This window comes from Paraburkholderia sp. BR14374 (genome assembly GCF_040948685.1).
In the GTDB taxonomy this organism is placed as follows: domain Bacteria; phylum Pseudomonadota; class Gammaproteobacteria; order Burkholderiales; family Burkholderiaceae; genus Paraburkholderia; species Paraburkholderia youngii.
Genome location: NZ_JBFPKF010000009.1, coordinates 109,718 through 133,156 on the forward strand (window position 1 = coordinate 109,718; position 23,439 = coordinate 133,156).

The window sequence follows — 23,439 nt, forward strand, 5'->3', positions numbered from 1 at the left end:
CGAGCCGGGTGGCCATCATCCCGGTATCCGGTGCAACTTGCTCCCGCGAGCCAGAGTTGCAACAATGCACCCGCGATGGCCGCCGCGCGGCACGCCGTCGCCCGCGTATTTTCTTTCGCCCCGCTTGCACCATGACCGACGGCCTGCCCAATCCCCAACGCGCGTTTGCGTACCTCGCGATCGCCATCGCGATGACGATGTCGGTGCTCGACACCTCGATCGTCAACGTCGCGCTGCCCACCATCAGCAACGACCTGGCCGTATCGCCGGCGAATGCGATCTGGGTCGTCAACGCTTATCAGCTGGCGGTCACGGTGTCCTTGCTGCCGCTCGCGGTGCTCGGCGACGGCCTCGGCTACAAGCGTGTCTACTGCTATGGACTCGTGCTCTTCACGCTGGCGTCGTTCGCCTGCGCGAATGCGCACACGCTGCTGGTGCTGGCGGTCGCGCGCGTGTTTCAGGGCTTCGGTGCAGGCGGCATCATGAGCGTGAGTATCGCGCTGGTGCGCTTCGTTTTTCCGAAGGCACGGCTTGGCGTCGGCGTCGGTTTATCGTCGCTGGTGGTGGCCGTTTCGTCGGCGGCGGGGCCGAGCATCGCGTCGGCGATTCTGTCGGTCGCGCACTGGCAGTGGCTGTTCCTCGTCAACGTGCCGCTCGGCGTGCTGGCGCTGTCGATCGGCGCGCGCACTTTGCCGGTGACACCGGAATCGGGCGCTCGCCTGAGCGGCCTGAGCGTCCTGCTCAACGCGCTCACCTTCGGCCTGCTGATCTCGGGTCTCGCCGCTTTCAAGCAGCCGGGGGCGACGCAGCGCGGCGCCGCGATGGTCGCGCTCGCACTGGTGGCCGGTGTGCTGTTCGTGCGGCGCGAAAGCCGGCTCGCGAAGCCGATGCTGCCCATCGACCTGCTGCGCATGCCGGTGTTTTCATTGTCGATGGCCACGTCGATCTGCTCGTTCGCGGCACAGACGATGGCGTACATCGTGCTGCCGTTCTATTTCGAGCAGACGCTGAAGCTGTCGGAAACCCAAACCGGCTTTCTGATGACACCGTGGCCGCTCGTGACTGCGTTGATCGCACCGGTTGCGGGCCGGCTGTCCGACCGGTGGGCTCCGGGGCGCATCAGCAGCGTCGGGCTCGTCGTGTTCGGCTGCGGACTCGCGATGCTCTGCCAGCTCGGCGACACGGCGACGCGTTTCGACATCGTGTGGCGGCTCGCGGTCTGCGGCCTCGGCTTCGGCATCTTTCAGTCGCCGAACAATCGCGTAATCATCGGCAGTGCGCCGCGGCATCGCAGCGGCGGCGCGTCCGGCCTGCAAGCGATGGGACGTCTGCTCGGCCAGTCGAGCGGCGCGGTGGCGGTGTCGATCGTGTTCGGGCTCGTGCACGGCCGGCACCTGACGCTGATTGCGGGCATTGGTGCGGCGCTCGCGTTGATCGCGGCCTGCGTGAGTTCGGTGCGGCGCATGACGGAGTACAGCGACGCCCCGCAGGAATCACAGGCTACACCAACGCGGCCGGTCTCCGAGCGTTGACGGGGGGGCGGCGTCGTTGTGCCGCCGGTGCGTCTACGCGAGATTCGAAGGCGCCGCTTTCAGCACGTCGACGTGCTTCGGAATCAGGCCGAGATCGAGGAACGTATCGGCGATCTGTTGCTGCTCGCCGAGAATCGCGCGGGTAATCGGCTGCGTGCCGAACTGCTGACGCCGCACCGCCGCGTCTACGACCTGCTTCGGCAGACCCCATAGCTGCGCGAGTTCGCTCGCGAGCTGATCCTTGTTCTGCTTGCCCCACTGATCGACCTTGTCGAGCTCTTCGATCACGATGCGGATCACGTCGGGATTGTTCGCCGCATAACTCTGCGACGAGAAGTAGAACGCGCGATTGCCGACTACGCCGCTCGCATCGGCAATCACGCGAGCGCCGAGCGAATGCTCCGCCGCGGCGAAGAACGGATCCCAGATGACCCACGCGTCGATCGACGCGCGCTCGAACGCCGCGCGCGCATCGGCGGGCGCGAGGAACACGAGCTTTACGTCGCCGTATTGCAGGCCATGCTGACGCAGCAGCTTGACGAGAAAGTAGTGGACGTTGCTGCCTTTGTTGAGCGCGATCCGTTTGCCCTTCAGGTCCGCGACCGAGCGGATCGTCGATTGCGGCGGCACCAGCACCGCTTCCGACTGCGGCCGCTTGTCGGTCGCCGCCACATAGGCCAACGGTGCGCCGGCGGCCTGCGCGAAGATCGGCGGTGCTTCGCCGACGTCGCCGAAATCGATCGAGCCGACGTTCAGTGCTTCCAGTTGCACGGGGCCCGCCGCGAACTCGGTCCATGTCACCGATACGTTCAGCGGCGCGAGCCGTTTCTCGAGCGTACCCCGGCCCTTCAGCAGATTCAGATAACCCTTCTGGTTGCCGACGCGCAGCGTGCGCGCATTGCCTTGCGCGAACAAAAGCGGTGCTGCCGCGGCCGCCGCGGCGCCGAGCGAAAGTTTCAGGAAGGTGCGGCGGTCGTGAAGCGTTCTGGTAATTGACATGACGGGCGATACGATCGGGAGGGCAATGAAGAAGGCAGGATGCGCGGCGCCCGAAGCGCCGCCGCTCGAGTCGCGAGTGATTCGTGCGTGATTCGCGTGTCGGATCAGTGCTGGGGCGCGCCATCCCATGCGGGCAGCGTGGCGCCGTGATAGACGGTCAGGATCGCCGAGGCGACGTTGGCCTGCTGGTAGCTGTCGACGATCGTCTTCACCCACGCAGCGTTCGCGTCTTTCGCGTTGACCGCGATGAAGTTGCGATACGGATTGCCCGGTACCTTCTCCTGCGCGATGCGTTCCTGCGGAATCTTGATGCCCGCCTTGATCGCCCAGTCGGTATTGACGACCGCAGCGTCGAGGTCGCCGATCGCACGGCCGACGATGCCCGCGTCGAGCTCTTTGATCTGGATGTGCTTCGGATTGTCCGCGATGTCGCGCGCGGTCGGCAGCAGGCCGACGTCGGGGCGCAGCTTGATCAGCCCGTTCGCCTGTAGCAGAAGCAGCGCGCGGCCTTCGTTGCTCGGATCGTTCGGCACGCCGATCGTCGCATTCTGCGGCAGCGCCGCGATCGATTTCACCTTGCGCGAGTAGAGACCGATCGGCTGCACGTAGGTATAGCCGACGGGCACGATCTGATAGTGGCGCGCGGCGATCTGCGCATCGAGATACGGCTTGTGCTGGAACGAGTTCGCATCGAGGTCGTGTTCGGCGAGCGCTTCGTTCGGCTGCGTATAGTCGGAGAAGGTCGTGATCTTGACGGTGATGCCCTGCCTGGCCGCATTGGCGGTGACCGCACGCCACACGTCTTCGTCCTCGCCGGACATGATGCCGACTCGGACCGTTTGTCCTGCCGCAAGCGCCGGTTGCGCGCTGACGATGCCGCATGTAACGAGAACCGAGAGGAGTGCGGCCCTGAGTGCTTTGGTCGTGGTCATGTCTGGAATGCGATCGAAGTGAAGGTCCGGAAATCGTAGAGAGGCGCTCGTTAGCGCACAAATAATATCGAGCGCTATCGTTATCGCGGTTGAGCGTAAGCGGATAACCCGTTTCGTCGGCACCGCCAGACCGACATTGCATCGGCGGCGCAAAGCATTGCACAAATGCTTGTTTGCACGAGCGCGCGCTGCTGACTAGATTCGATGCATGCCATCAGCAGGAGGGCGCACGATGTCATTGAATCTCGCATCGTTCTATCGGCGGGCCGTGTCCGCTGCCTTCGAAGCCGTGCGGCAGCGGGTCCATCGCGACCAGCCGCGCGACGATCCCGAGCGACTTGAGCGCATTGCGACTTACGCGCGCGCGGGATACTTCAATATGGGCTATACGCTCGAATCGTTTAGCGTGATCGCGGAAATCGCACCGGATTGACGGTGTCATCGGTGAGTTGTGCGCGCGCGGCATATCGCCGGCCGTCATAACCTTAGTCGCAATTGGCTTTGATCGGGGCGCGCAGACTACCTATACTCGTGCGCTTGTCGATCAACCCAGGCCGCCTCGCCGGCACGAGCATGTCGCGAGCTCCACGTATCACTAGCGACGCGCATGATGCGTCGAAACCCGCGTCGCCGCGTCGGCGCCTGTTGGGCGGACTCGCGCTGTCCGCGTTGGCCGCGCCGAACCTGAAGGCGGCGACGCTGCTGAAGCCGCTGGGCGTCGATCCATGGACACAAACTACCGGCGCGCCGATTCTCGAGCATCCATACGGGCTGCCGTCGCCGCGCGAGTCGAACGTGATTCGTCGTGCCGCGCGGGCATGGCCGATGCCGGGCGCCGCCTCGTCGCTGACGCCGCTCGCGGATCTGCATGGCTCGATCACGCCGAATGGGCTCGTCTATGAGCGGCATCGTGCCGGGGTGCCCGATATCGATCCCGACGCGCACCGGCTCGTGATTCATGGTCTCGTGCGCGAGCCGAAGCTCTTCACGATGGACGATCTGCTGCGCTTGCCTTCGGAGTCGCGCATTCATTTTCTCGAGTGTTCGGGCAACACGGGGAGCGAATGGAAAGGACCGAGCGGGCTTCCTGTACAGATCACGCATGGACTGCTGTCGTGCTGCGAGTGGACCGGCGTCAGGCTGTCGACGCTGCTCGAAGCCGTCGGCGGACGCACGCTGACCAGCGACGGCGCAACGCCGCAATGGCTGCTCGCCGAAGGCGCGGACGCCGCCGCGATGACACGCAGTTTGCCGCTCGATCGGATTTTGGACCGCGCGCTCGTCGTCTATGCGCAAAACGGCGAACGCCTGCGGCCGGAGAACGGCTATCCGGTGCGTCTGTTGGTGCCGGGCTTCGAGGGCAATACGAACGTGAAATGGCTGCGGCGGCTGAAGATCGTCGATGCGCCGTTGCAGACACGTGAGGAAACGTCGAAGTACACGAGCATATTGCCCGATGGCCGAGCGCGTCAGTTCGTATTCGAGATGGACGCGAAGTCGGTGATCACGCGGCCGTCCGCGGGACAGCGGCTCACGGTGCAGGGCTTCTATCCGATCGTCGGACTCGCGTGGTCAGGGCGCGGAGCGATTCGCAAGGTCGAGGTATCGACCGACAGTGGAGCGACCTGGCAGGCCGCAGTGCTCGACGAGCCTGCGCGCGATCGCGCGTTGACCCGCTTCCAGGCCGGCTTCGTGTGGAACGGTGCGCCGACCGCCATCCTGTCGCGCGCGACGGATTCGACCGGCTACGTTCAACCGACGCGCGAGGCGCTCGTCGCAGCGCGTGGTCTGAACTCGAACTATCACTACAACGGCATTCAGCAGTGGCGCATCGAAGCCGATGGGAGCGTTAAAAATGCGTGAGCCTGTGCGGTTCGGTGCTTCGAAATCGAAAACGATGCGCGCTCTGCTGGCATGGGTCACGGCTAGCAGTCTGCTCGCTGGCTGTTCGTCTTCATTCGATGCAACGCGCGACGCGCAGTCCGCTGCCGCCGCGCAAGCGCGCTGGCGTTCATCCGTCGACGCGATCGGCAAGCCTGTCAGCGAAGCCGATCTGAGCGCGTGGAATATCGATGTCGCGCCGAACGGCCACGGCTTGCCCGACGGCAGCGGCGACGTCGCAACGGGTGGGCGCATTTTCGCGGCGAAATGCGCGGCCTGTCATGGCGCGAAAGGCGAGGGGCTGATCGGCGATCAACTGATCGGTGGGGCGGGCACGCTCGCGACCGCGAGTCCGAAACGCACCGTTGGCAGCTTCTGGCCGTATGCGACGACGCTATTCGACTATATAAACCGGGCGATGCCGTATAACGCGCCGCAGTCGCTGAGCGCGGACGAGGTGTATGCGCTCAGCGCGTGGATCTTGAACCGTAACGGTATCGTGCCGGACGATGCGCGTCTCGACGCGCATTCGCTCGCCGCTATCCGCATGCCGAACCGGGATGGCTTCGTGCCCGACCCTCGACCGGGCAAGCTTTGACAGGCGTTCGGCCGGCGGGCTTATTGGAGCAGTAAGGGAATTAATCCTGCGGCGGCAACAGTGCCGCAAGCAGCCGGCGCAACTGCGCCAATTCGCTTGCCGTCAGCCGTTCAGTTAGAATGCGCTCGACCTGCTCGACGCGCGGACGCAAGGCCGCAAGCTGCTTCTTACCGGCAGCGGTGAGATACAGCACATAACTGCGCTTGTCGACAGGATCGTCGGCGCGCTCGATCTGACCATTGCGCACCATACGTGCAACGAGATCGGCGATCGTCGAACGATCCACATCGAGTTTATCTCCGAGTTGCCGCTGACTGACGCCGGGTGTCTCGTGCAAGACTTCGAGCGCTGCGTACTGCACGCTCGTGATCTCGGCGGAGACCTCACTCAGCCAGACCGCTGCATGGCGCTGTTGGGCACGGCGCACCAGGCTGCCAGTAAATTTGGGGAGCGCGCCGGCGTCTTCAGGTTTGATCGGCAATTTCGGAGTGTCGGATTTAGTTATGGCTTAACGCACGCGAAAGATGGGCCGGAAGAAGGCGTTCAATTCCGCGTACGCATTCAATGGGAGAACATGGGCCACGTATTGGTCGGGACGTACCACCACGAGTGCACCTTGTTCGCGATCGATGCCGCGCTCGTCGAAGATATCAGTCGTCGCGTCGCTCGTAAATGCCTTTTCGTAGTCGACCAGACCGTGGCGACCCTTGCGCGGCAGCAGCAGAGCAGGGATGTCCTGGAGACGGACTTCGCGATGCGGCTGTTGCAATACCGCGCGCAGATCGAGAACGCTGTCCACGTCGGCGTCCTTCGGCGTGAAGAGCCGCAAAACGGATTCCGGCGACTTGTCGAGATGCTCGCACAACGCATTCAGCGCACGACCCGACGCGTCCGCAAAAGCGTACAGACGCCAACGGCCGTCGGCTTGCGCCGCATGCCCGAGATGGAACGGTTTTGCATCAGCGAGGCGAACCACAGGCGACGAGTGAAAGCGCGTGCCGATCGTAAAGCCTTTGGCGAGCGCCTGATGCGTCGCTTCGCCGGTCAGCGTGGCCGGCCGGTAACGCGTCGCGACGCCTGCCGTGTAGCGGCCAGCGCGAACGAAGTACGCCTGAAGCTCCGCGGGATCGACACCGCCTGCTTCGGGCCGGTTGGGGTCCTTCGGCGGAGCGGCCATCATTGCCGACCATTCCTTGTCGAAATCGATCAGCTCCTGCGCAATGGGTTGGCGCTCGTCCGAATACGTGCGCAGCAGATCGGCGTCGCTACGGCCTTGCAGCACCGCGCCGAGCTTCCAGCCGAGATTGAAGCCGTCCTGCATCGACACGTTCATGCCTTGGCCCGCCTTGGCGCTATGCGTATGGCAGGCGTCGCCCGCGATGAACACGCGCGGTTCGCGCGAAGTGCCGTCGGCGGCGATCGCGTCGTCGAAGCGGTCGGTGAGACGCTGACCGACCTCGTAGACCGAGAACCACGCGACTTCCTTGACGTCGAGCGTATAGGGATGGAGGATGCTTTGCGCCGTCTCGATGATGCGATCGACCGTGATCTGCTTGAGGTTGTCGCGATTCTCCGGAGTGACGTCGCCGAGGTCGACATAGAAGCGAACCAAATATCCGCCTTCACGCGGAATGATCAGCAGGTTGCCCTTGCTCGCGGATTGAATCGCCGCTTTCAGCCGGATGTCCGGGAAGTCGGTAACGGCCAGCGCGTCCATCACGCCCCACGCATGGTTGGCCGCGTCACCGCGCAGCGTTTGTCCGATGGCGGTGCGTACCCGGCTGCGCGCGCCGTCGCAACCGACGACATAGCGCGCGCGCACGGTCACCGTCTCGTCGAGCCGCGCGGGATCGGTGCGCCGCAGCGTGACCAGCACCGGGTATTCATTCGTATCGTCGCGCTGGACGTCGACCAGTTCGAGGCCGTAGTCCGGTTCGATCCGGCGCGCGGAGCGACGCATCACGTCGAGCAGATACTCCTGGATACGCGCCTGATTGACGATGACGTGCGGAAATTCCGAAAGACCCGTTTCGGTATCCTGAACCCGGCCGGTTCGACTGATCGCGCCGCGGTCATTTGCATCGGGTCGCCAGAATACCGTTTCATTGACCCAATAGGCTTCTTGCAGCAGGCGATCCGCGAGGCCGAACGCATTGAACATCTCGACGGTACGGCACGCTACGCCATCGGCCTGTCCCATCTGCAACGGTCCGTCGCGACGCTCGACGATGCGCGTGTTGATCGACGGGAATTGCGACAGCTGCGCCGCCAGCACGACTCCGGCAGGGCCGCTGCCGACGATCAGCACGTCGACCGTCTCCGGCATCTGCGCAGCATGTGCGTTGCCGATGGCTGGCTCGATCGTCGGATCGCCGACCCGGAAACCGTTGAGATGAAATTGCATAGCGTCCTCCTCCGTTCAGTAAATATCTGCTGAACGCGAATATACTCCGTACCCCAACCATTTTGAAGTACTTCGTGCGAGGATGGATGTTTACCCTGGTTTAGAAGAGCCCTCCTGGACCGTCTGATTCAATGGCCGTGCCAATGGCCTCCATGGCCACCCCAGTAGCCGCCAATGCCGATGCCGAGGCTCACGGACGGCGGTGCGACGTAGTACCCGGGCGCATAGCCATAAGCGGGTGCCGGCTCATACCCATAGCCATAGCTGGGCGGCGGCGGTGCGACGACGCAGCCCGCGAGGCCGACTGATACGATGATTGCAACGAGTAGTCTGCTCATGATCGTTGTCCTCCAATCATCGAGGGCGTGCAAGATTCGGTCCAGCCTTCTGCCACCACGTCGACAGAACCCATTCGTCGGCGGAGAAATAAAGCGGCAGCATCGCCGGATAAGCGAGGCTGTTTCGGTACGCGATGCGATGAACCGCGGAATACCAGTGCGGGATCACGTAGTAGCCGTTCATCAACACCCGGTCGAGCGCGTGGGTCGCATCGACGAGCTGCTCATCCGTTTGCGCGCCCAGCACCTTGCGCAGGATCGCGTCGATGGCCGGCGACTTCACGCCGGCGAGATTGTCGGAGCCGGGCTCGTTCGCGTACTGGCTGCCGAAACGCGATAGCTGCTCGGTGCCTGGCACCTGCACGTCGGGCAGGCGCACGGTCGTCATGTCGAAGTCGAACGCGTCGATGCGCTTTTGAATCAGTGCGAAATCGGCGGTGCGAAAGTTCATCGTGATGCCGAGCTTCTGCAGATTGCGGCCGAACGCAGCGGCGACCGGTTCCATCGACACGCCGCCGCCCGTGTCGCCGAGCAGCTCGAAGACGAATGGCTGACCGTTCGCGTTGCGCAGCGCGCCGTCGCGATACGTCCAGCCCGCTTGGGCCAGCAGCTCGCGCGCCTTGATCAGGTTGGCGCGCAGCGATCCCGGTGGATCGGTGTTGGGCTGTTGCGGCATCTCGCCGAACACGGCGGGATCGAGTTGATTGCGCAATGGCTCGAGAATCGCGAGTTCGCCTTCGCTGGGTTTGCCCTTGGCCTGCAGGTCCGTGTTGACGAAGAAGCTGTCGGTGCGCTTGTACTGATCGTAGAAAAGCTGCCGGTTGAGCCACTCGAAGTCGAACGCGAGATCGAGCGCCTCGCGCACGCGCACGTCCTGAAAGAGCGGCCGCCGCAGGTTGATGAAAAAGCCCTGCATGCCCACGCCGTTGTGATGAGGAAACTCGCGCTTGATCAGCTCGCCGCTGTCGAAGCGCTTGCCGATATCGCGCCGCACCCAGCTCTGCGCGGTGTGTTCGACGAGCACGTCGTACTCGCCCGCCTTGAACGCTTCGAGTTGCGCGACCGCGTCCGCATACAGCTTGTAGTCGATGCGCGCGAAGTTGTGCGTGCCCACGCGGACCGGCAGCGACGCACCCCAGTAGTTCGGGTTGCGCTCGTAGCTGATGGTTCGGCCGTTGTCGTATCGATCGATCAGATAATCGCCGCTTGCAATCGGCTTCTCGAACGCGAGTTGATCGAAAGGAATGCGCGTGCCGTCCGGCCGCATGCCCCACTTGTGCGAAAACACCGGAATTCCGCCCGCGAGCAGCGGCATCTCGCGTGTCGCGACCTTGAAATCGAAGCGAATCGTGAGCCGGTCGATCACCACCGCGCGCGCGATCTGCCCGAAGTACACCGCGAACTGCGGCAGCGCCTGCGGACTTTTCAGCGTGTCGAACGAGAACTTCACGTCCGCTGCGGTGACCGGATCGCCGTTCGAGAAGCGCGCTTTCGGGTTGATGTGGAAGGTTGTCGACAGGCCGTCCCTGGCGACGTCGATGTCGTCGGCGAGCAGGCAGTACGCGCTCGCCACTTCGTCGGCACTGCCGGTCGTCAGGCTTTCGAACATCAGTCCGAGTCCCGGTGCGGGATTGCCTCGCAGCGTAAATGGGTTGAATTTGTCGAAGCTCGTCAGCCGGTTCGGATTCGAGAGCACGAGCGTGCCGTCGCGGGGGGCGTCGGGGTTGACGTAGTCGAAGTGCTTGAAATCAGCGGGATATTTAGGCTCGCCGTATTGGGCGATCGCGTAGACAGCATAAGCGGGGTCGGCACTCCATAGCGCCGATCCGCTCAGCACGAGCGCGAGCAGCAAGCGCCAGCTGTTGGACGAGCGGATCATTGGACCGGTCAAAACTGCGTCCCGGTATCCGCACGGGTGCATCCACACGGCAATCGATCGAGCGGCGCGCATCAGCCGCTCGCGCCCGTCACGAAATCACGATACGACGGATGTCCGGCTGGATGTCTGATGGCGGATGGCGTGGTGGACATGGCTTTTCCTTTCGATGCTGGGGCCGGTGCCATCGTGATCTGCATTAGCCGTGCCTGAATGGATCGTCTATTGCGATTGCGCCGCGAACACTCGTTTCGCGGCGCGCAACCTGACTCTGCGACGCCAGCGGCAACCAGTCAATCACGCGTCACCGTCGCATCACATCGCCTTTGACGCCCGCCATCAACGCGCCCCCGCTAAGCACAAGCAGCCCAGCAAGAATATAAACGGCGAGATCCATACTGCCCGTCGCCGTGCGTATCTGCCCGATCACCCACGGGCTGACGATGCCGCTGGTGATGCCAATGCTGCTAATGAACGCAATGCCAGATGCAGCCGCTTTGCCAGACAGATAGCTGGTAGGAACCGCCCAGAAGATCGGCAGCGCCGCGAAGATCAACACAGAGGCCAGCGACAAAATTGCCAGCATCGCAGCAAAGCTGCTCAGGTGCAGCGTAAGCGCCGCAAGCGCGAGACCACCGCCCACGGTGCAGAAAGCAAAATGCCTGCGCCGTTCCCCAGTTCGGTCCGAGCGGCGCGCAATCAAAATCAGACCCACTGCGCCGATCGCATTCGGCACCACCGTATAAAGACTTACCGCGACCACATCCTGAACGCCGAAATCACGGATCATCAACGGCATCCAGAAGTTGAGCGTCAGCGATGCACAGGTCAGCGAAAAATAGATGAACGCGAACAGATAGACGCGCGGATTGAGCAACGCCTCAGCGAAGCTGAGACCGTCATGCCCGCTGTGTTTCGCCTGGCCTTGCGCGCACAGCGTGACGAGCCGGTCCTTTTCTGCCTGCGTGAGCCAGCTCGCGTCGTGAGGCTTGTCGACCAGATAGCGCCACGACAGCAATCCGAGAATCACAGCCGGTGCGCCTTCGATCGCAAACATCCACTGCCATCCGAACAGCTTCAGCACGCCGCCCATGTCGCGCATGATCCAGCCGGAGAAAAGTCCGCCGAGCACGCCCGCGACCGCCACGCCCGCGAAAAACACCGAGATCACGGCGGCGCGCCGGCTGGCCGGAAACCAGTACGTCAGATACAGCACGATGCCCGGGAAAAAGCCCGCCTCGAACACGCCCAGCATGAAGCGCAGAACGTAAAAGTGCGCGGGCTTCGACACGAACATCATGCACATCGACGCGATGCCCCACAGCAGCATGATCCGCATGAAGGTTTTACGCGCACCGTATTTGGCCAACAGCATGTTGCTCGGCACCTCGCACAAAACATAGCCGATATAGAACACGGCTGCGCCGAACCCGTACATCGCGTCGCTGAAGCCGAGATCATGCTTCATCTGCAATTGCGCGAAGCCGATGTTGATCCGGTCCAGAAACGACACGACGTAGCAAAGAAACAGAAACGGCACGATGCGCCACGCGACCTTTCTGAACATCGAATCGTCGCTCGCGACGGACGCGGCGTGGCCAATGGCGTTGCCATCGAGGGAATGCTGCATGTCTCGCTCCAGGTGCGGAGCGCGCCTGTGCGAAGACGAGCGCGCCCGAGGCGTCTAGCGCGCCTTCATGGTTTGAACGGGGAAAAGGAAAGACCGGACGGTCTTTCCCGGAGTGCGTGGGGCGATCAGCTCTGCAGCGCGTCCCACATCTCCTTATCGCGCTGCGCGGTCCAGATGCGCGGATGGCTGATACCGCTTGCTTCGTCGTAGGCTCGCGACACGTCGAACGGCAGGCAATGCTCGTAAATGAAGACGTTGCCGAACTTCGGGTCCATCGCCTTGCGTGTCAGCGCCATCGCACCCTTCAGATCGAGCTTGTCCCTGAATGCGTCACGGCCCGCCTGCAATAGCGTGGTGACGAAGTCTTTCGTGTAGTCGAGGCCCTTGTTCACTTCCGCCGGCGACAGCAGCGCGGGGCCGCGGCCCGGCACCAGCTTCTCCGCATTCAGCGCGCGCAATGCTTCGAGCGTTGCCGGCCATTGTTCGAGTTGCGCGTCGCCGCAGTAACAGGCCGCGTCGTACTCGACCAGGTCGCCGGAGAACAACACCTTCTGCGATGGCAGCCAGACGATCGTGTCGCCCTTCGTGTGGCCGGAGCCGAGATGTGCGATGCGCACTTCGAGCTTGCCGAGAAAGAGCGTCATTTCCTTTTCGAACACCAGCGTCGGCCACGTCAGGCCGGGCACCGTTTCGACGCCTGCAAAAAGGCGCGGGAAGCGTTCGATCTCCGACTTCATATCGGCTTCGCCGCGCTCGACGATCATTTCGTAGGTGCCGCGGCTAGCGATCACCTGTTGCGCGCCTTCCTTGAAGTATGCCGACGCGCCCAGCACGCGCACCGCGTGATAGTGCGACAGCACGACGTATTTGATCGGCTTGTCGGTGACGCTGCGAATCTTCGCGATCAGGTCTTGCGCCATGGCCGGCGTGGCGGTGGTGTCGACGATCAGCACGCCGTCGTCGCCGACGATCACGCCCGAGTTAGGGTCGCCCTCGGCCGTGTACGCATACGCGTTTTCCGACAATTGGGTCCACGTGATCTTCTTTTCTTCCAGGTCGGCCTGGGATGCGAAAGCCTTCGCCATGTCTGTCTCCGTCTCGCGACTCGTTGGGGGATGACTAATAGTCGTCGTCGCACGGATATTTGTCAATGACAAAATACCTTGTCATTAACTAAGATAGGGTAAACTCGGTTGGTTGGTCGGCACGGTCCGATCGGATACCATCTAGGCCTTCCACGGGCGACACCGAACGGGCCGAATCTCCTTCGAGGCAAGACCGGACAACACGATGGCTGATACGACAAGCGAAAAGAAACAGCGGGGCATTCAAAGCGTCGAGGTCGGCGGACGGCTGCTGCAGGCGCTGGCGCGACAGCGCGAGCCGCTCGGGCTGACGGAACTGGCCGGCGAGGCGCAGCTGTCGTCGGCGCAGGCGCATACGTATCTGGTAAGCCTGACGCGCCTCGGCCTCGTCAAGCGCGACGCGCTAACCGGAAACTACGAGCCGGGGCCGCTATCGTTGCGGCTTGGCCTCATGCATATCGAACAGCAGCCCGTCTATCGCATCGCGGTGCCCCATGCGGCTGCGCTCGCGGAGCGGATCGGTCTTTGCGTCGCGATCTGCGTGGCGGGCGTGCAGGGACCGACCATCGTCCGGTACGAGCGCAGCGGTGCGCCACTGCATGTCAATCTGCACATCGGCACGGTGATGTCGCTCGAAGCGACATCGACTGGCCGCGTCTTCTGCGCGTTTTGCGCACCCGAGCAGGTCGCGGAAATGGCGCGAAGCCAGGCGCAGTCGGCGGAGCCGACGCCGGCGCGCGGCCGCGCTGCCAAAGGGTCGGCTAGCGCCGAATGGCGCAAGCGCTTCGATGAGATCCGCGCACGCGGCATCGAGCGCGGTATCGATGCGCCGAGTCCTGGCATCAGCAGTCTGAGCGTGCCGGTGTTCGATGGCGACCAATGGATGCAGCTCGCGTTGACGGCGATCGGCTCGTCGGGCTCGATCGACGTAGCGTGGGATGGCGCGGTCGCACGTCAGCTGCTCGAGACTTCCCGACGCATCACCGAAGCGCTGGTTATACCCACCTGAGAATCATGCAGATCGAAACCCCGGACGCGTCCGACGCGAACACGCCCCCACTCAGCGATACGAAAGCTCAGCGCGGCATCAGCGCGCTCGACAACACCGGTGATCTCCTGCTGGCACTCGTTGCCGCCGGCCGCCCGCTGTCGCTGCGCGATCTGGCCGCCGCCGCCGATATGCCCGCCGCCAAGGCGTTTCCGCATCTGGTGAGTCTGCTCAAGGTGGGCTTGCTGAGCCGCGACGACGCGGGTCTTTTCAGCGCGGGACCGCTCGGCATGGAGCTCGGCCTGATCGCGTTGCAGCGCATGTCGCCGATTCGCGATGCCGAACCGGAGATCGTCACGCTCGCGGCGGAGTCCGGCATGAGCGTCGCGGTGGCGATTCTTGGACCTTTGGGGCCTACCGTTATCCGCTTCGAGGAATCCGCGCGACCGCAACACGTGAGCCTGCGCGTGGGCACCGTGATGTCGCTCGTCAACACGGCGATAGGGCGCGTGTTCGCCGCGCATCTCGCGGACGACGTATTGGTCGGGCTGTTGTCGCAGGAATCGATCAGACTTGCTGGCGCGCCGGCCGCGGAGGTGTTCGTGTCGTCGAAAAAGGGCGCGCCGTCATTGGTCCCGACCTATCTGGCACGCCGCGCGAAAGTGCGCAACGACGGTATCGATGACGCACTCGATGCGCCGGTGCCGGGCATCGGCGCGTTGGCCGCGCCCGTGTTCGATCACACAGGCAGCGTCAGTCTGGTGGTCGCGGTGATCGGTCCGTCGGGCGGCTCTGACTTCAGCCTGGGCGGCGCGACCGCGCAGAGGCTGCTCGCCACGACACGACGGCTGTCGTGGCGATTCGGCTGGATTGGGCGCTGAACCTGGTTCAATCCGCGCGCGCCAGCGCAAGCGCTTCGAGCAGCACGTCGGCATCGCCGATGTGGTTGGCGAGCAGCAGCACGAGCTTCGCGTTCATGAAGTGGCTTTGCTCGTCGGTCAGTCCGTTGTGCGCGTCGATGAGTTTTTCATAGAACGCATCGGGATCGGCCATGTTCGTTTCGATGTTCAGCTTGGTCATGATGGTTATCCGTTGCAGGTTGCGCGATCCACGGCCTTGGTGACCGATGCGGTGTCGAGAGCGCGCCAGCGCGCGCAGACGTGCTGGTCCGGACGCAGCAGATAAAACGTGCCAGGCCGCGCATCGAAGCGATGCGTGACGATGCCTTCTACGTCTTCGATCACCGTGACGTGAGGCATGTCCGGCAAAGCGGTCACGGGCGCGCCGCGTGGGACGACGATCAACGAGTGGACCGGCACCGCGAGACCTGCGAGCGCGCGAAGCTGTTCGGCGCATTTCGTCAGGTCGTCTCCCTGGCCGCAGAAGTGCACACCCGTGAAGCCGCCATGTCCGGTCTGATTCAGGAACCAGGCGTTTTCGCCAGCCACCTTGACGGGCGCGTCAGTACTAGCTGCGCCGGGCACCATCGCGCCGGTGAACGTGTCGGCGTCGGGCGTGTTCAGCGGCGAGTCACGCAGAATCGCCGGCACCGACAGACGGCCGCTGTTGACCATGCGCCGCGCGAACGGACACTCCTTCGCGAGCTTCAGCGTCGCATCGCGGAATATACGCGACACCGCGCTTTTCGGCGTGATGAAGTCGGTGGCGCGCGATGAGTTCAGGATGTTTTCGTCCGCCGCATATTCGCGCTCCGATGCATAGGTATCGAGCAGCGCCGGCGGCGCGCCGCCGTTGACGACGAGCCGCAGCTTCCAGGCGAGATTGTCGGCATCCTGCACGCCGCTATTCGCGCCGCGCGCGCCGAACGGCGAGACACCGTGCGCCGAATCGCCCGCGAACAGCACGCGGCCATGCCGGAAGCTGTCCATCCGCAAACACGAAAACGTGTAGACGCTGACCCATTCGAGTTCGAACTCGGCATCGTCGCCGAGCAGCGCTTTGACGCGCGGAATCACTTTTTCAGGCTGTTTCTCCGCGACCGGATCGGCGTCCCAGCCGAGCTGGAAATCGATGCGCCAGACGTTGTCGGGTTGCCTGTGCAGCAGTACCGATTGATTGCGATGGAAGGGCGGGTCGAACCAGAACCAGCGTTCGGTCGGAAACGGCGCCTTCATTTTTACATCCGCGATCAGGAAGCGGTCTTTGAAGGTTCGACCGTGGCTGTCGAGACCGAGCGCCTTGCGCACCGAGCTACGTGCGCCATCGGCAGCGACCACGTATTGAGCGCGCATCGGATAAATGCCGTCGGGCGTTTCGACCTGCAACTCGACATGGTCGTCTTGCTGCGTCACCCCGATCACATTGCTTTTCCAGCGCATTTGCAGATTCGCGGTCTGCTTCGCCTGGTCTGCCAGATAGCCTTCGACGTAGTACTGCTGCAGGTTGATGAACGCAGGTCGCGCGTGGCCTGTTTCGGGCAGCAGGTTGAAGGTATAGATCAGCTCGTCCTGCAGGAACACCTTGCCGACGTTCCAGCTCACGCCTTTGTCGACCATCCGCTTGCCGCAGCCGAGGCGGTCGAAAATTTCCAGCGTGCGCTTCGCAAAACAGATTGCGCGCGAGCCGCTCGACAGCGTGTCGTCGTTGTCGAGCAGCACGGTGCGAACGCCCTGCTGCGCCAGATCGATGGCCGCGGACAACCCGACCGGGCCAGCGCCGATCACGATGACCGGATAGGTGCGCGGGGCACCGGCATCGTGGTCGGCGGCTCGCTCGTACTCGAAGCGCATCGTTTGGTAGTCGATCTGCATGACGTCTCCGGTTTTGCGGATATCTTCCATTAATCTATAGCAAGCAGTATTGCTCCTTGCTAATGTTGCTCATTTTATAAAGCTTTTCGAGCGATCGAATCTGTATTTACCCTGGTGCGGTTTGCTCCCGCATGTGCTGACCTTGCAACGAAATCGCTGACCCGCAGGTCGTGGAGGCGATTCAGCGAGTGAGTGTTCTCGTCGCGGAAATCAGCAACGCTGGTGCGCAGCAGAGCGTCGGCGTCGGGCAGGTCGGTGAAGCGGTCAATCAGATGGACGAAACAACGCAGCAAAACGTAGCGCGCGTCGACGCAAGGGCTTCGGCGGCGGAGAGCTTGAGGCAACAGGCTGCAAACCTCGTTGACTGCGTCGCACAGTTCAGGTTTTGAGTGAGGTGGCCGGCCGGCTTGCTACGGTGAAGTTGCTAAAAACTGCCATATAAAAAATTGCGGAGCCGCTCGCACATGCGAGGGCTCCGCTGGTAGGAAGGGCCGGGTGCCGACTGATCATCTTCGATTGGATTCTTCTCCGCTGAGGACCGGCCCCCGCTCTTCCTGAACAAACCCCGTAGCGTTTATGACTCATTGGGTGGTATGCGCCGCGCCGGCCTGAGTCGCGCCAGGTTGTGCCGATTCAGCCAAGGCCGCGCGTGCGCGCTCGCGGGATTCGCTCGCCGCCTGGTTGCGTTCTTGCCGGGCATCGCGAGCTTCGGCCCTGAATGCCTTTCTGGCTTCCGCGGTCCGGGCGCGTTGTTCGCGGTTGGCCTCGCGAATCTCGTTTCGCTTCTGAACGATAGGGTCATTGTGGGTAGTCGCCGGTACGGTAGCAACCTCTGCGACCGGGGGCGCCGTCGTGGTTGGCTGCTGCGCGATAGCTGCGCCCGAAGTCATCAGGCCGAGCACGACGAGCGTTGTGGCGATTCGGTTGGTAAGGCGGCTCATGATTTACTCTCCGTTCAATTGAGGTCTACTGAATAATGACGACTGCCTTCTAAGTCATAAGTGATGTGAGGTTGTCAGCCGACTGCGGTTGCCTCCGGTACAGCGAGGCGCTGATGGACTCTTTCGGATTCGTCTCAGCACAGGACCCATTCTAACGAACGTCACATTCATTTCAAATGGCTTTCAGTGAGATTTGCCAGGGTAAACCCTCTACTGGCAGGGCTGAATTCCGGCAAGGCGCGCTCAATGTCGAGATCAATGGCCGCTATACGCTCGAGGACGTCGAGGAAGCGCATGCGGCGCTGGAGGAGCGTCGGCAGGCAGCAAAGGCGGTGATCGAAATCGGCTGAAAGCAGACGCGTAGAGCGCTGCCAGGCACTGAAGCGTCGGGTTGAGCTCGGCAAGTGGTATTCGTGATACGTTAGCTGACACAGACAGCGACGGAGACCGCAGATGCTGATTCATCTCACGAACTGTGCCCCGCGATCGACCGCCCGGTTTGTGATTGCCTTCACGATCTGCGCCAGCGCTTGCGCGGTGAGCACGGGCAACCTTGGCCTCGCGCAGGCGCAAGCACAGCGGCCATCGTCGTTCGAAAGCTTCGTCGTGCCGGCCGGCAGCGCACCACATGACGTCGCACCGGCGCATGACGGCACCGTGTGGTACACCGCCCAGGCGCGGGGAGCGCTCGGGCGGCTGGACCCGCGCAGCGGCAAAATCGACACGATCGCGCTCGGCACCGGATCGGCGCCACATGGCGTGATCGTCGGTCCGGATGGTGCGGCGTGGGTCACTGACGGCGGCCAGAATGCAATCGTGCGCATCGATCCAAAGACGCTCGCCGTCACGCGTTTTCCGCTGCCCAAGGACCGGTCAGACGCCAATCTGAATACCGCCGTGTTCGATAAACAGGGGCATCTGTGGTTTACCGGGCAAAGTGGTGTCTACGGCGAGCTCGATCCGCAAAGCGGACGCATGCGCGTCTTCGATGCTCCACGCGGCGCGGGGCCCTACGGTATCTGCGTGACGCGCACTGGGGATCTGTATTTCGCTTCGCTGGCGGGAAGCTACCTCGGTCGCATCGACCGGACGACGGGCACGGCAGAGATCATCGAGCCGCCAACGGCGAATCAGGGCGCGCGCCGCGTCTGGGCCGATTCCAGCGGGCGCGTCTGGATCAGCGAGTGGAACGCCGGCAAAGTCGGCGTATTCGATCCCGCAACGCAGCAATGGCGCGAATGGCGGCTGCCCGGCAACGGTCCGCACGCGTACGCAATATTCGTCGACGACCAGGACATCGTCTGGCTCAGTGAATGGAGCGCCAATGCGCTAGTGCGCTTCGATCCGCGTACCGAGCGGTTCGACGTCTTGCCACTGCCGCGTGACCACGCGAACGTGCGTCAGATGATGGGCCGTCCAGGCGAGGTCTGGCTGTCCGAATCCGCGACCGATCATCTGCTGCTTTACCGCTCCCGTGCAGCCGGTGCGGGTCGGCAGTGACGCCACACTTCCCCGAGAACGGAATTGCGCAGTCCGCCGCGCCCCACGTGCGCGGGCCCGCTACCAAAATGGCTAGAGCAGTTGGAGGGTTCGCGGATCGGCCTCGCCGCCGAAATATTTGCGCAAAGCTTCGACAAATACATCGTTGTCGTTCGTGGCGTGCGCGAATAGGGTCACCGACGAGCGAAACTTGAGGTGATCCGGATAGCCGAAAATTTCTTCGATGGAGCGGTCGCTGACGAGGTTGACCAGTTGCGTGGTTTCGCGCAGCCGTGCGCCAAGTATCGGGTGGCGCACGTACGCTTGCGCTTCGGCCAGCGACGAAAGCGCGAATCGCTGAGCCATTGCGCTGGTGCCGAGCCCCTCGATTTGAGGAAACACGAACCACATCCAGTGGCTTCGCTTACGTCCATGCTTCAGTTCATCGCATACCTGGGCGTAGACCGGGTCCTGTGCATCGAGGAAGCGTTGAAGGTCGTAGGGATCGTCCATTTCGTACTCCGCTGCAAACGTGGAAACCTATCGTTGAATCACGATTCTCGCGCGCATGATCGTGCAGGTCTACGATCGATCTTCGCCCCGTACCGGCAATGGAAGAGACTTGAGTAGTCTCACGAGCCTTGCTCGCTGCAACGGAGTCAGCCCTCGCGTAGCGCTCAGTTGCTGAACCCGCGCGCGCCAGTAGACGCCGGTGAACAGGGATTTCGCGGCACCCGCCGACAGGACCCGTTCGAGATGGGAAATCGCATCCTCGGCAGTCTGGGGCGAATAGGGGCTCGCTCTGTCTCCAGACGGTTTTCTGCTTTTAGTTTTCATCCACTTCTCTCAATGTGGTGACCGACTGAATCCGGTCTGCACGTCAGGCGTCAGGTGAGCCTGCTTTCTTTCAGGCAATACATATGCGCTGGTGGATATCCATGTACGGCGTGCAATCACTTTCGTGCGCGCATTTGATGCCACGAGTCGTGACGATTCCGTTCCCGCAGCATTCGTGCCCGCATGCGCTCGCGTCGATAGTGGCTAACGACCATGAACATTGCGATACCAAGGGCCGTGCCTCCGATCACGAGGCCCATCCAGGTTTCACTCATCACACGTTCCTCTCTGGGAGGCATAGGCGTGTTGCGTAAGCGGTTCGGGCCGGTTCGTGCGGTCTCTCTGCACGAACCGGCTGGCGCGGGCGTCGCGCGACTGTTACTGCATGTGCTGGCCGCCGTTGATCGCAACATTGGCGCCGGTCACGAAGCCGGCGTCGTCCGAGCAGAGGTAAAGCACGAGCGCCGCCACTTCCTCGGGCTTGCCCAGACGCCCCACAGGAACGTGCGGCAAGATCTTCGTATCGAGGATCTCCTGAGGGATCGCCGTGACCATCTTCGTGGCCAGGTATCCCGGCGAAACCGTGTTGACGGTAACGCCCTTACGCGCTACTTCCAGCGCCAGCGATTTCGTGAAGCCGTGCATGCCGGCCTTGGCAGCTGCGTAGTTGGTTTGGCCGATCGAGCCTTTCGAGCCGTTGACGGACGAAACGTTGACGATGCGTCCCCAACCCCGCGCGACCATCTCCTCGCACAGCGGCTTCGTCATGTTGAACACCGAGTCCAGGTTGGTGCGGATGACTGCGTCCCAGTTGACCTTGTTCATCTTCCGGAGCGTCATGTCCTCGGTGATTCCGGCGTTGTTCACCAGAATGTCGACCGGGCCGACTTCAAACTGAATTTTGGCTGCGCAGTGCTGGCATGAATCGTAGTCGGCGACATCGACCGGATACGCGCGAAAGTTCCTGCCTTGAGCTTCCATGTTCGCGAGCCATGCCGCTGCGCCGGTGTTGTTCGGCGAGTGCGTGACTACCACCGCATAACCTGCATCGTGCAGTTTCGTACTGATCGCTTCTCCCAGACCGCCCATACCGCCAGTCACTACAGCAATTCGTTTCGTCATTCTTTCCATCCGTGATCGTCATATCTGCGAGGAACGTGAATAACCCAATGGCCGTCTCGCACAACCCGCCATTGCTTTGGCACAACGTATTGCCGCCAACTGAATTGCGTCAGGTGGTCCGGCGAAAATGAATCGGTCTTCTGTCTCTGTCGCGGACAAATGGCACGGCCTGCCTTGCGGGTTGCGCACGCATTCGTCTGCTGACCAAGTGGGGCGAGAACTCAGTTTCTGATGGCGTCATTGGCACGACTAATTAATCAGATGAAACCGCGAAGGGAATTCGACATAGACCTGATTGCGCAAGAAAACGCGCCTCGCGTACGCTTGCCGTGCTCCTAGTGTTACCGGTAACAATTGAAGGTCCGAAGAAGCGGTCTGTTGTCCCTTCGATTGCGATAGACGCACCGTGTCGGCTAGGTCTCGCAAAGGCCGTAAGTTCGACCGACGAGGCGATAGTAGTAGAAAAACTACATCTCTGCAACGAAAGAAATGTAGTTTTTGTACATTGTGGGCCTACTGACTATCGCCCACGCATTCGTGAAGTCAGTGCGAACGATCGTTCGCGCGTCCGGTCGTCCGACCACAAAAGCGGATGGGCCAGGGAAGGGGGGCTCTGTTTCGACGGGTTCGATGGCAACGCCGCGAGCGAGCGGGCGTCGGGGCGAAATAAAGGCGTTCGAAGCGGCTACGACGGGTCTCGCTTGCTAGCCGCTTCGAGGGGGACCAGTTCTTCAACCCGGCTTGCCATCGACACGGGCGAGGACAAGCCACGCTCCGTATTGCACGCAATCGAGAACCAGCGCGGCCGCCCAGCATAGACCGGATGCGTATATCCAGGCCATCGTGAACTGCGGCGCGAGCCAGGGGCCGAGCACCCGACCCAAGGTCGCCAGAATGAACAGACCGCAGCAGGCGACCTCGACCTTACCGGCCACGAGTTCGCGTTCGGTGTGTGCGCGTGCGGTCCGCGTGATCATCGCGATGATCGCGGTTCCAATGACTCCCACCGTGAAGGTATGAATCCGAGCGCCCACAGAGCGATGCGGGGTGGTGTGTCGACTTGACCTGTTGCGATCCTGACGGTCCGCTTCATGACTGCTCCAAACGACGACTAGATGGTGATTCATCTTTTACACACAGGACCTTTTCTCCACATGCGACGAATGTTCGCGCCAGCGGAGCCCTCTGGCCGCCCGATGGCGCTCCCCAGACGAAGCCTCACCAACAGCATCGTCAGGTGCGGTGGAACCCATCGGCCTGGTTGTCATGGAAAAGTGCCAATCTCCGATCGGACGTTGATTCGCCCCGTCATTAGAGATACCTTTACATCTATCCTGGTCGTCGGGCGCTGGTCAACGAAGGGAGAACCGTTTCGTGAAGAGAGCGTCAGCTTTCTCCTGCATCGTCGCGTTGAGCGTGATCTTCGGCGGATGCGGCAAGCAGGGACCGCAAAACGCCACTGAGGCATCGGGCGCATCTGCGAGCTCGGCGCCGGTTCAACCTGCACAAAGCGCGAGCGAAGCGGCCGCCGCCTCGGGCGCGCAAGGCACGGTGGCGCTAGTCACTGTCACCAAGGCGCAGTTGCCGGCGGAGGCTGCCGAAACGCTGCGCCTGATCAAAGCAGGCGGCCCCTTCCCGTTTAGCGACGACGGCGTCCTGTTTCGTAACACCGCGGGCTTGCTGCCGAAACACCCGCGCGGCTACTACCACACCTATACGGTTCGCACACCTGGCGCGACGGATCGCGGGCAACGCCGGATAGTCTGTGGCGGTCCGCGCAAGCACATCGGCGAGTGCTATTACACCGACGATTACTACGCCAGCTTTAAGCGCATTGCAGAATAAAGACGGAATCAACTGCGCGAGCGCTGCACGCCTGACGACCGTATCAATCCCGCGCTCCTGACCATGCGCTAGCGATCCATGCCGATTGCGCCGGCGATGATGGCGTCGTCGTGTTTGAGAAATGGATAACTCGATGGCCGCCGCGACCGCATCCCATTGGCGCTGACCGAAGTTGTCCCAT

At 62.5% G+C, this 23,439-nt stretch carries 23 protein-coding genes and 1 pseudogene; 9 read left to right on the plus strand and 15 right to left on the minus strand.

Going from position 1 to position 23,439, the window contains the following annotated elements; genetic code table 11:
- Positions 1–131 precede the first annotated feature (131 nt).
- Positions 132–1,532: an MFS transporter gene (locus AB3X86_RS21885; RefSeq protein WP_368597607.1), complete on the plus strand. Its 1,401-nt coding sequence runs from the start codon at positions 132–134 to the stop codon at positions 1,530–1,532.
- Positions 1,533–1,565: 33 nt separating this feature from the next.
- On the opposite strand, the gene AB3X86_RS21890 is transcribed toward AB3X86_RS21885, so the two are convergent.
- Positions 1,566–2,531, minus strand: coding sequence for a sulfonate ABC transporter substrate-binding protein (locus AB3X86_RS21890; protein WP_368597608.1), 966 nt, complete (start codon positions 2,529–2,531; stop codon positions 1,566–1,568).
- A gap of 104 nt (positions 2,532–2,635) precedes the next feature.
- Positions 2,636–3,463: a MetQ/NlpA family ABC transporter substrate-binding protein gene (locus tag AB3X86_RS21895; RefSeq protein ID WP_368597609.1), complete on the minus strand. Its 828-nt coding sequence runs from the start codon at positions 3,461–3,463 to the stop codon at positions 2,636–2,638.
- A gap of 232 nt (positions 3,464–3,695) precedes the next feature.
- On the opposite strand from AB3X86_RS21895, the gene AB3X86_RS21900 reads away from it, so the two are divergent.
- The 3 genes from AB3X86_RS21900 to AB3X86_RS21910 all read left to right on the plus strand — a co-directional run bounded on the left by AB3X86_RS21900 (position 3,696) and on the right by AB3X86_RS21910 (position 5,942).
- The gene (locus AB3X86_RS21900; RefSeq protein ID WP_176111807.1) at positions 3,696–3,896 is read left to right on the plus strand and encodes a hypothetical protein; all 201 of its coding nucleotides are present in this window, start codon (positions 3,696–3,698) and stop codon (positions 3,894–3,896) included.
- A gap of 140 nt (positions 3,897–4,036) precedes the next feature.
- Positions 4,037–5,326: a sulfite dehydrogenase gene (gene soxC / locus AB3X86_RS21905; RefSeq protein ID WP_368597610.1), complete on the plus strand. Its 1,290-nt coding sequence runs from the start codon at positions 4,037–4,039 to the stop codon at positions 5,324–5,326.
- Positions 5,319–5,942 carry a c-type cytochrome gene (locus AB3X86_RS21910; protein ID WP_368597611.1) on the plus strand — a complete coding sequence of 208 codons (624 nt, stop codon included), beginning with the start codon at positions 5,319–5,321 and terminating at the stop codon, positions 5,940–5,942. Before soxC ends, AB3X86_RS21910 begins: the two co-directional genes overlap by 8 nt.
- Positions 5,943–5,982: 40 nt before the next feature.
- Here AB3X86_RS21910 and AB3X86_RS21915 read toward each other — a convergent pair whose 3' ends face one another.
- The 6 genes from AB3X86_RS21915 to AB3X86_RS21940 all read right to left on the minus strand — a co-directional run bounded on the left by AB3X86_RS21915 (position 5,983) and on the right by AB3X86_RS21940 (position 13,275).
- Entirely contained in the window at positions 5,983–6,423 is a 441-nt protein-coding gene (locus AB3X86_RS21915; protein WP_176123576.1) for a MarR family winged helix-turn-helix transcriptional regulator, read from the minus strand.
- A 27-nt stretch (positions 6,424–6,450) separates the two neighbouring features.
- Positions 6,451–8,346: an FAD-binding monooxygenase gene (locus tag AB3X86_RS21920; RefSeq protein WP_368597612.1), complete on the minus strand. Its 1,896-nt coding sequence runs from the start codon at positions 8,344–8,346 to the stop codon at positions 6,451–6,453.
- A 128-nt stretch (positions 8,347–8,474) separates the two neighbouring features.
- The gene (locus tag AB3X86_RS21925) at positions 8,475–8,684 is read right to left on the minus strand and encodes a hypothetical protein (protein WP_176383895.1); all 210 of its coding nucleotides are present in this window, start codon (positions 8,682–8,684) and stop codon (positions 8,475–8,477) included.
- 16 nt (positions 8,685–8,700) lie between these two features.
- The gene (locus tag AB3X86_RS21930; protein ID WP_368597613.1) at positions 8,701–10,563 is read right to left on the minus strand and encodes an extracellular solute-binding protein; all 1,863 of its coding nucleotides are present in this window, start codon (positions 10,561–10,563) and stop codon (positions 8,701–8,703) included.
- Between the two features lie 301 nt (positions 10,564–10,864).
- On the minus strand, positions 10,865–12,190 hold the full coding sequence (locus tag AB3X86_RS21935) for an MFS transporter (RefSeq protein ID WP_368597614.1): 1,326 nt from the start codon (positions 12,188–12,190) through the stop codon (positions 10,865–10,867).
- Between the two features lie 125 nt (positions 12,191–12,315).
- Positions 12,316–13,275: an MBL fold metallo-hydrolase gene (locus AB3X86_RS21940; protein ID WP_176383900.1), complete on the minus strand. Its 960-nt coding sequence runs from the start codon at positions 13,273–13,275 to the stop codon at positions 12,316–12,318.
- Between the two features lie 205 nt (positions 13,276–13,480).
- On the opposite strand from AB3X86_RS21940, the gene AB3X86_RS21945 reads away from it, so the two are divergent.
- Both AB3X86_RS21945 and AB3X86_RS21950 read left to right on the plus strand, forming a co-directional pair.
- A complete protein-coding gene (locus AB3X86_RS21945) occupies positions 13,481–14,284 on the plus strand; it encodes an IclR family transcriptional regulator (RefSeq protein ID WP_368597615.1) in 804 nt (267 codons plus the stop codon).
- Positions 14,285–14,289: 5 nt separating this feature from the next.
- On the plus strand, positions 14,290–15,144 hold the full coding sequence (locus AB3X86_RS21950) for an IclR family transcriptional regulator (protein ID WP_176383904.1): 855 nt from the start codon (positions 14,290–14,292) through the stop codon (positions 15,142–15,144).
- Between the two features lie 7 nt (positions 15,145–15,151).
- Here the strand turns inward: AB3X86_RS21950 and AB3X86_RS21955 are convergent, their stop codons facing one another.
- From AB3X86_RS21955 to AB3X86_RS21970, 4 genes are all read right to left on the minus strand, one after another.
- A complete protein-coding gene (locus tag AB3X86_RS21955; protein WP_013094246.1) occupies positions 15,152–15,343 on the minus strand; it encodes a DUF2783 domain-containing protein in 192 nt (63 codons plus the stop codon).
- Between the two features lie 5 nt (positions 15,344–15,348).
- On the minus strand, positions 15,349–17,034 hold the full coding sequence (locus AB3X86_RS21960; RefSeq protein ID WP_368597616.1) for an FAD-dependent oxidoreductase: 1,686 nt from the start codon (positions 17,032–17,034) through the stop codon (positions 15,349–15,351).
- Positions 17,035–17,108: 74 nt separating this feature from the next.
- Positions 17,109–17,378 (minus strand): hypothetical protein, encoded by a 270-nt coding sequence (locus AB3X86_RS21965; RefSeq protein ID WP_368597617.1) that lies wholly within the window; start codon positions 17,376–17,378, stop codon positions 17,109–17,111.
- 237 nt (positions 17,379–17,615) lie between these two features.
- Positions 17,616–17,975, minus strand: coding sequence for a hypothetical protein (locus AB3X86_RS21970; protein ID WP_368597618.1), 360 nt, complete (start codon positions 17,973–17,975; stop codon positions 17,616–17,618).
- A gap of 233 nt (positions 17,976–18,208) precedes the next feature.
- Between AB3X86_RS21970 and AB3X86_RS21975 the strand changes: the two are divergent.
- Together AB3X86_RS21975 and AB3X86_RS21980 are read left to right on the plus strand one after the other, a co-directional pair.
- Positions 18,209–18,325 (plus strand): annotated as a pseudogene (locus AB3X86_RS21975) (quinone oxidoreductase); the annotation flags it as partial.
- 103 nt (positions 18,326–18,428) lie between these two features.
- Positions 18,429–19,475: a lyase gene (locus AB3X86_RS21980; RefSeq protein ID WP_368597619.1), complete on the plus strand. Its 1,047-nt coding sequence runs from the start codon at positions 18,429–18,431 to the stop codon at positions 19,473–19,475.
- A 72-nt stretch (positions 19,476–19,547) separates the two neighbouring features.
- Here AB3X86_RS21980 and AB3X86_RS21985 read toward each other — a convergent pair whose 3' ends face one another.
- From AB3X86_RS21985 to AB3X86_RS21995, 3 genes are all read right to left on the minus strand, one after another.
- Positions 19,548–19,967: a DUF1810 domain-containing protein gene (locus AB3X86_RS21985; protein ID WP_368597620.1), complete on the minus strand. Its 420-nt coding sequence runs from the start codon at positions 19,965–19,967 to the stop codon at positions 19,548–19,550.
- A 702-nt stretch (positions 19,968–20,669) separates the two neighbouring features.
- Positions 20,670–21,413, minus strand: coding sequence for an acetoacetyl-CoA reductase (phbB, locus tag AB3X86_RS21990; RefSeq protein WP_368597621.1), 744 nt, complete (start codon positions 21,411–21,413; stop codon positions 20,670–20,672).
- Between the two features lie 731 nt (positions 21,414–22,144).
- Complete coding sequence (locus tag AB3X86_RS21995) at positions 22,145–22,540, minus strand: NnrS family protein (RefSeq protein WP_368597622.1); 396 nt, start codon at positions 22,538–22,540, stop codon at positions 22,145–22,147.
- Positions 22,541–22,787: 247 nt separating this feature from the next.
- On the opposite strand from AB3X86_RS21995, the gene AB3X86_RS22000 reads away from it, so the two are divergent.
- Entirely contained in the window at positions 22,788–23,258 is a 471-nt protein-coding gene (locus AB3X86_RS22000; protein ID WP_368597623.1) for a ribonuclease, read from the plus strand.
- The last annotated feature ends 181 nt before the right edge of the window (positions 23,259–23,439 follow it).

Bases quoted from the DNA above. Each gene is read 5' to 3' on its own strand.
- AB3X86_RS21885 (WP_368597607.1), top strand. From the start codon at position 132: ATGACCGACGGCCTGCCCAATCCCCAACGCGCGTTTGCGTACCTCGCG.
- AB3X86_RS21890 (WP_368597608.1), bottom strand. From the start codon at position 2,531: ATGTCAATTACCAGAACGCTTCACGACCGCCGCACCTTCCTGAAACTT.
- AB3X86_RS21895 (WP_368597609.1), bottom strand. From the start codon at position 3,463: ATGACCACGACCAAAGCACTCAGGGCCGCACTCCTCTCGGTTCTCGTT.
- AB3X86_RS21900 (WP_176111807.1), top strand. From the start codon at position 3,696: ATGTCATTGAATCTCGCATCGTTCTATCGGCGGGCCGTGTCCGCTGCC.
- soxC (WP_368597610.1), top strand. From the start codon at position 4,037: ATGTCGCGAGCTCCACGTATCACTAGCGACGCGCATGATGCGTCGAAA.
- AB3X86_RS21910 (WP_368597611.1), top strand. From the start codon at position 5,319: ATGCGTGAGCCTGTGCGGTTCGGTGCTTCGAAATCGAAAACGATGCGC.
- AB3X86_RS21920 (WP_368597612.1), bottom strand. From the start codon at position 8,346: ATGCAATTTCATCTCAACGGTTTCCGGGTCGGCGATCCGACGATCGAG.
- AB3X86_RS21925 (WP_176383895.1), bottom strand. From the start codon at position 8,684: ATGAGCAGACTACTCGTTGCAATCATCGTATCAGTCGGCCTCGCGGGC.
- AB3X86_RS21930 (WP_368597613.1), bottom strand. From the start codon at position 10,563: ATGATCCGCTCGTCCAACAGCTGGCGCTTGCTGCTCGCGCTCGTGCTG.
- AB3X86_RS21935 (WP_368597614.1), bottom strand. From the start codon at position 12,190: ATGCAGCATTCCCTCGATGGCAACGCCATTGGCCACGCCGCGTCCGTC.
- AB3X86_RS21940 (WP_176383900.1), bottom strand. From the start codon at position 13,275: ATGGCGAAGGCTTTCGCATCCCAGGCCGACCTGGAAGAAAAGAAGATC.
- AB3X86_RS21945 (WP_368597615.1), top strand. From the start codon at position 13,481: ATGGCTGATACGACAAGCGAAAAGAAACAGCGGGGCATTCAAAGCGTC.
- AB3X86_RS21950 (WP_176383904.1), top strand. From the start codon at position 14,290: ATGCAGATCGAAACCCCGGACGCGTCCGACGCGAACACGCCCCCACTC.
- AB3X86_RS21955 (WP_013094246.1), bottom strand. From the start codon at position 15,343: ATGACCAAGCTGAACATCGAAACGAACATGGCCGATCCCGATGCGTTC.
- AB3X86_RS21960 (WP_368597616.1), bottom strand. From the start codon at position 17,034: ATGCAGATCGACTACCAAACGATGCGCTTCGAGTACGAGCGAGCCGCC.
- AB3X86_RS21970 (WP_368597618.1), bottom strand. From the start codon at position 17,975: ATGAGCCGCCTTACCAACCGAATCGCCACAACGCTCGTCGTGCTCGGC.
- AB3X86_RS21980 (WP_368597619.1), top strand. From the start codon at position 18,429: ATGCTGATTCATCTCACGAACTGTGCCCCGCGATCGACCGCCCGGTTT.
- AB3X86_RS21985 (WP_368597620.1), bottom strand. From the start codon at position 19,967: ATGGACGATCCCTACGACCTTCAACGCTTCCTCGATGCACAGGACCCG.
- phbB (WP_368597621.1), bottom strand. From the start codon at position 21,413: ATGACGAAACGAATTGCTGTAGTGACTGGCGGTATGGGCGGTCTGGGA.
- AB3X86_RS21995 (WP_368597622.1), bottom strand. From the start codon at position 22,540: ATGAATCACCATCTAGTCGTCGTTTGGAGCAGTCATGAAGCGGACCGT.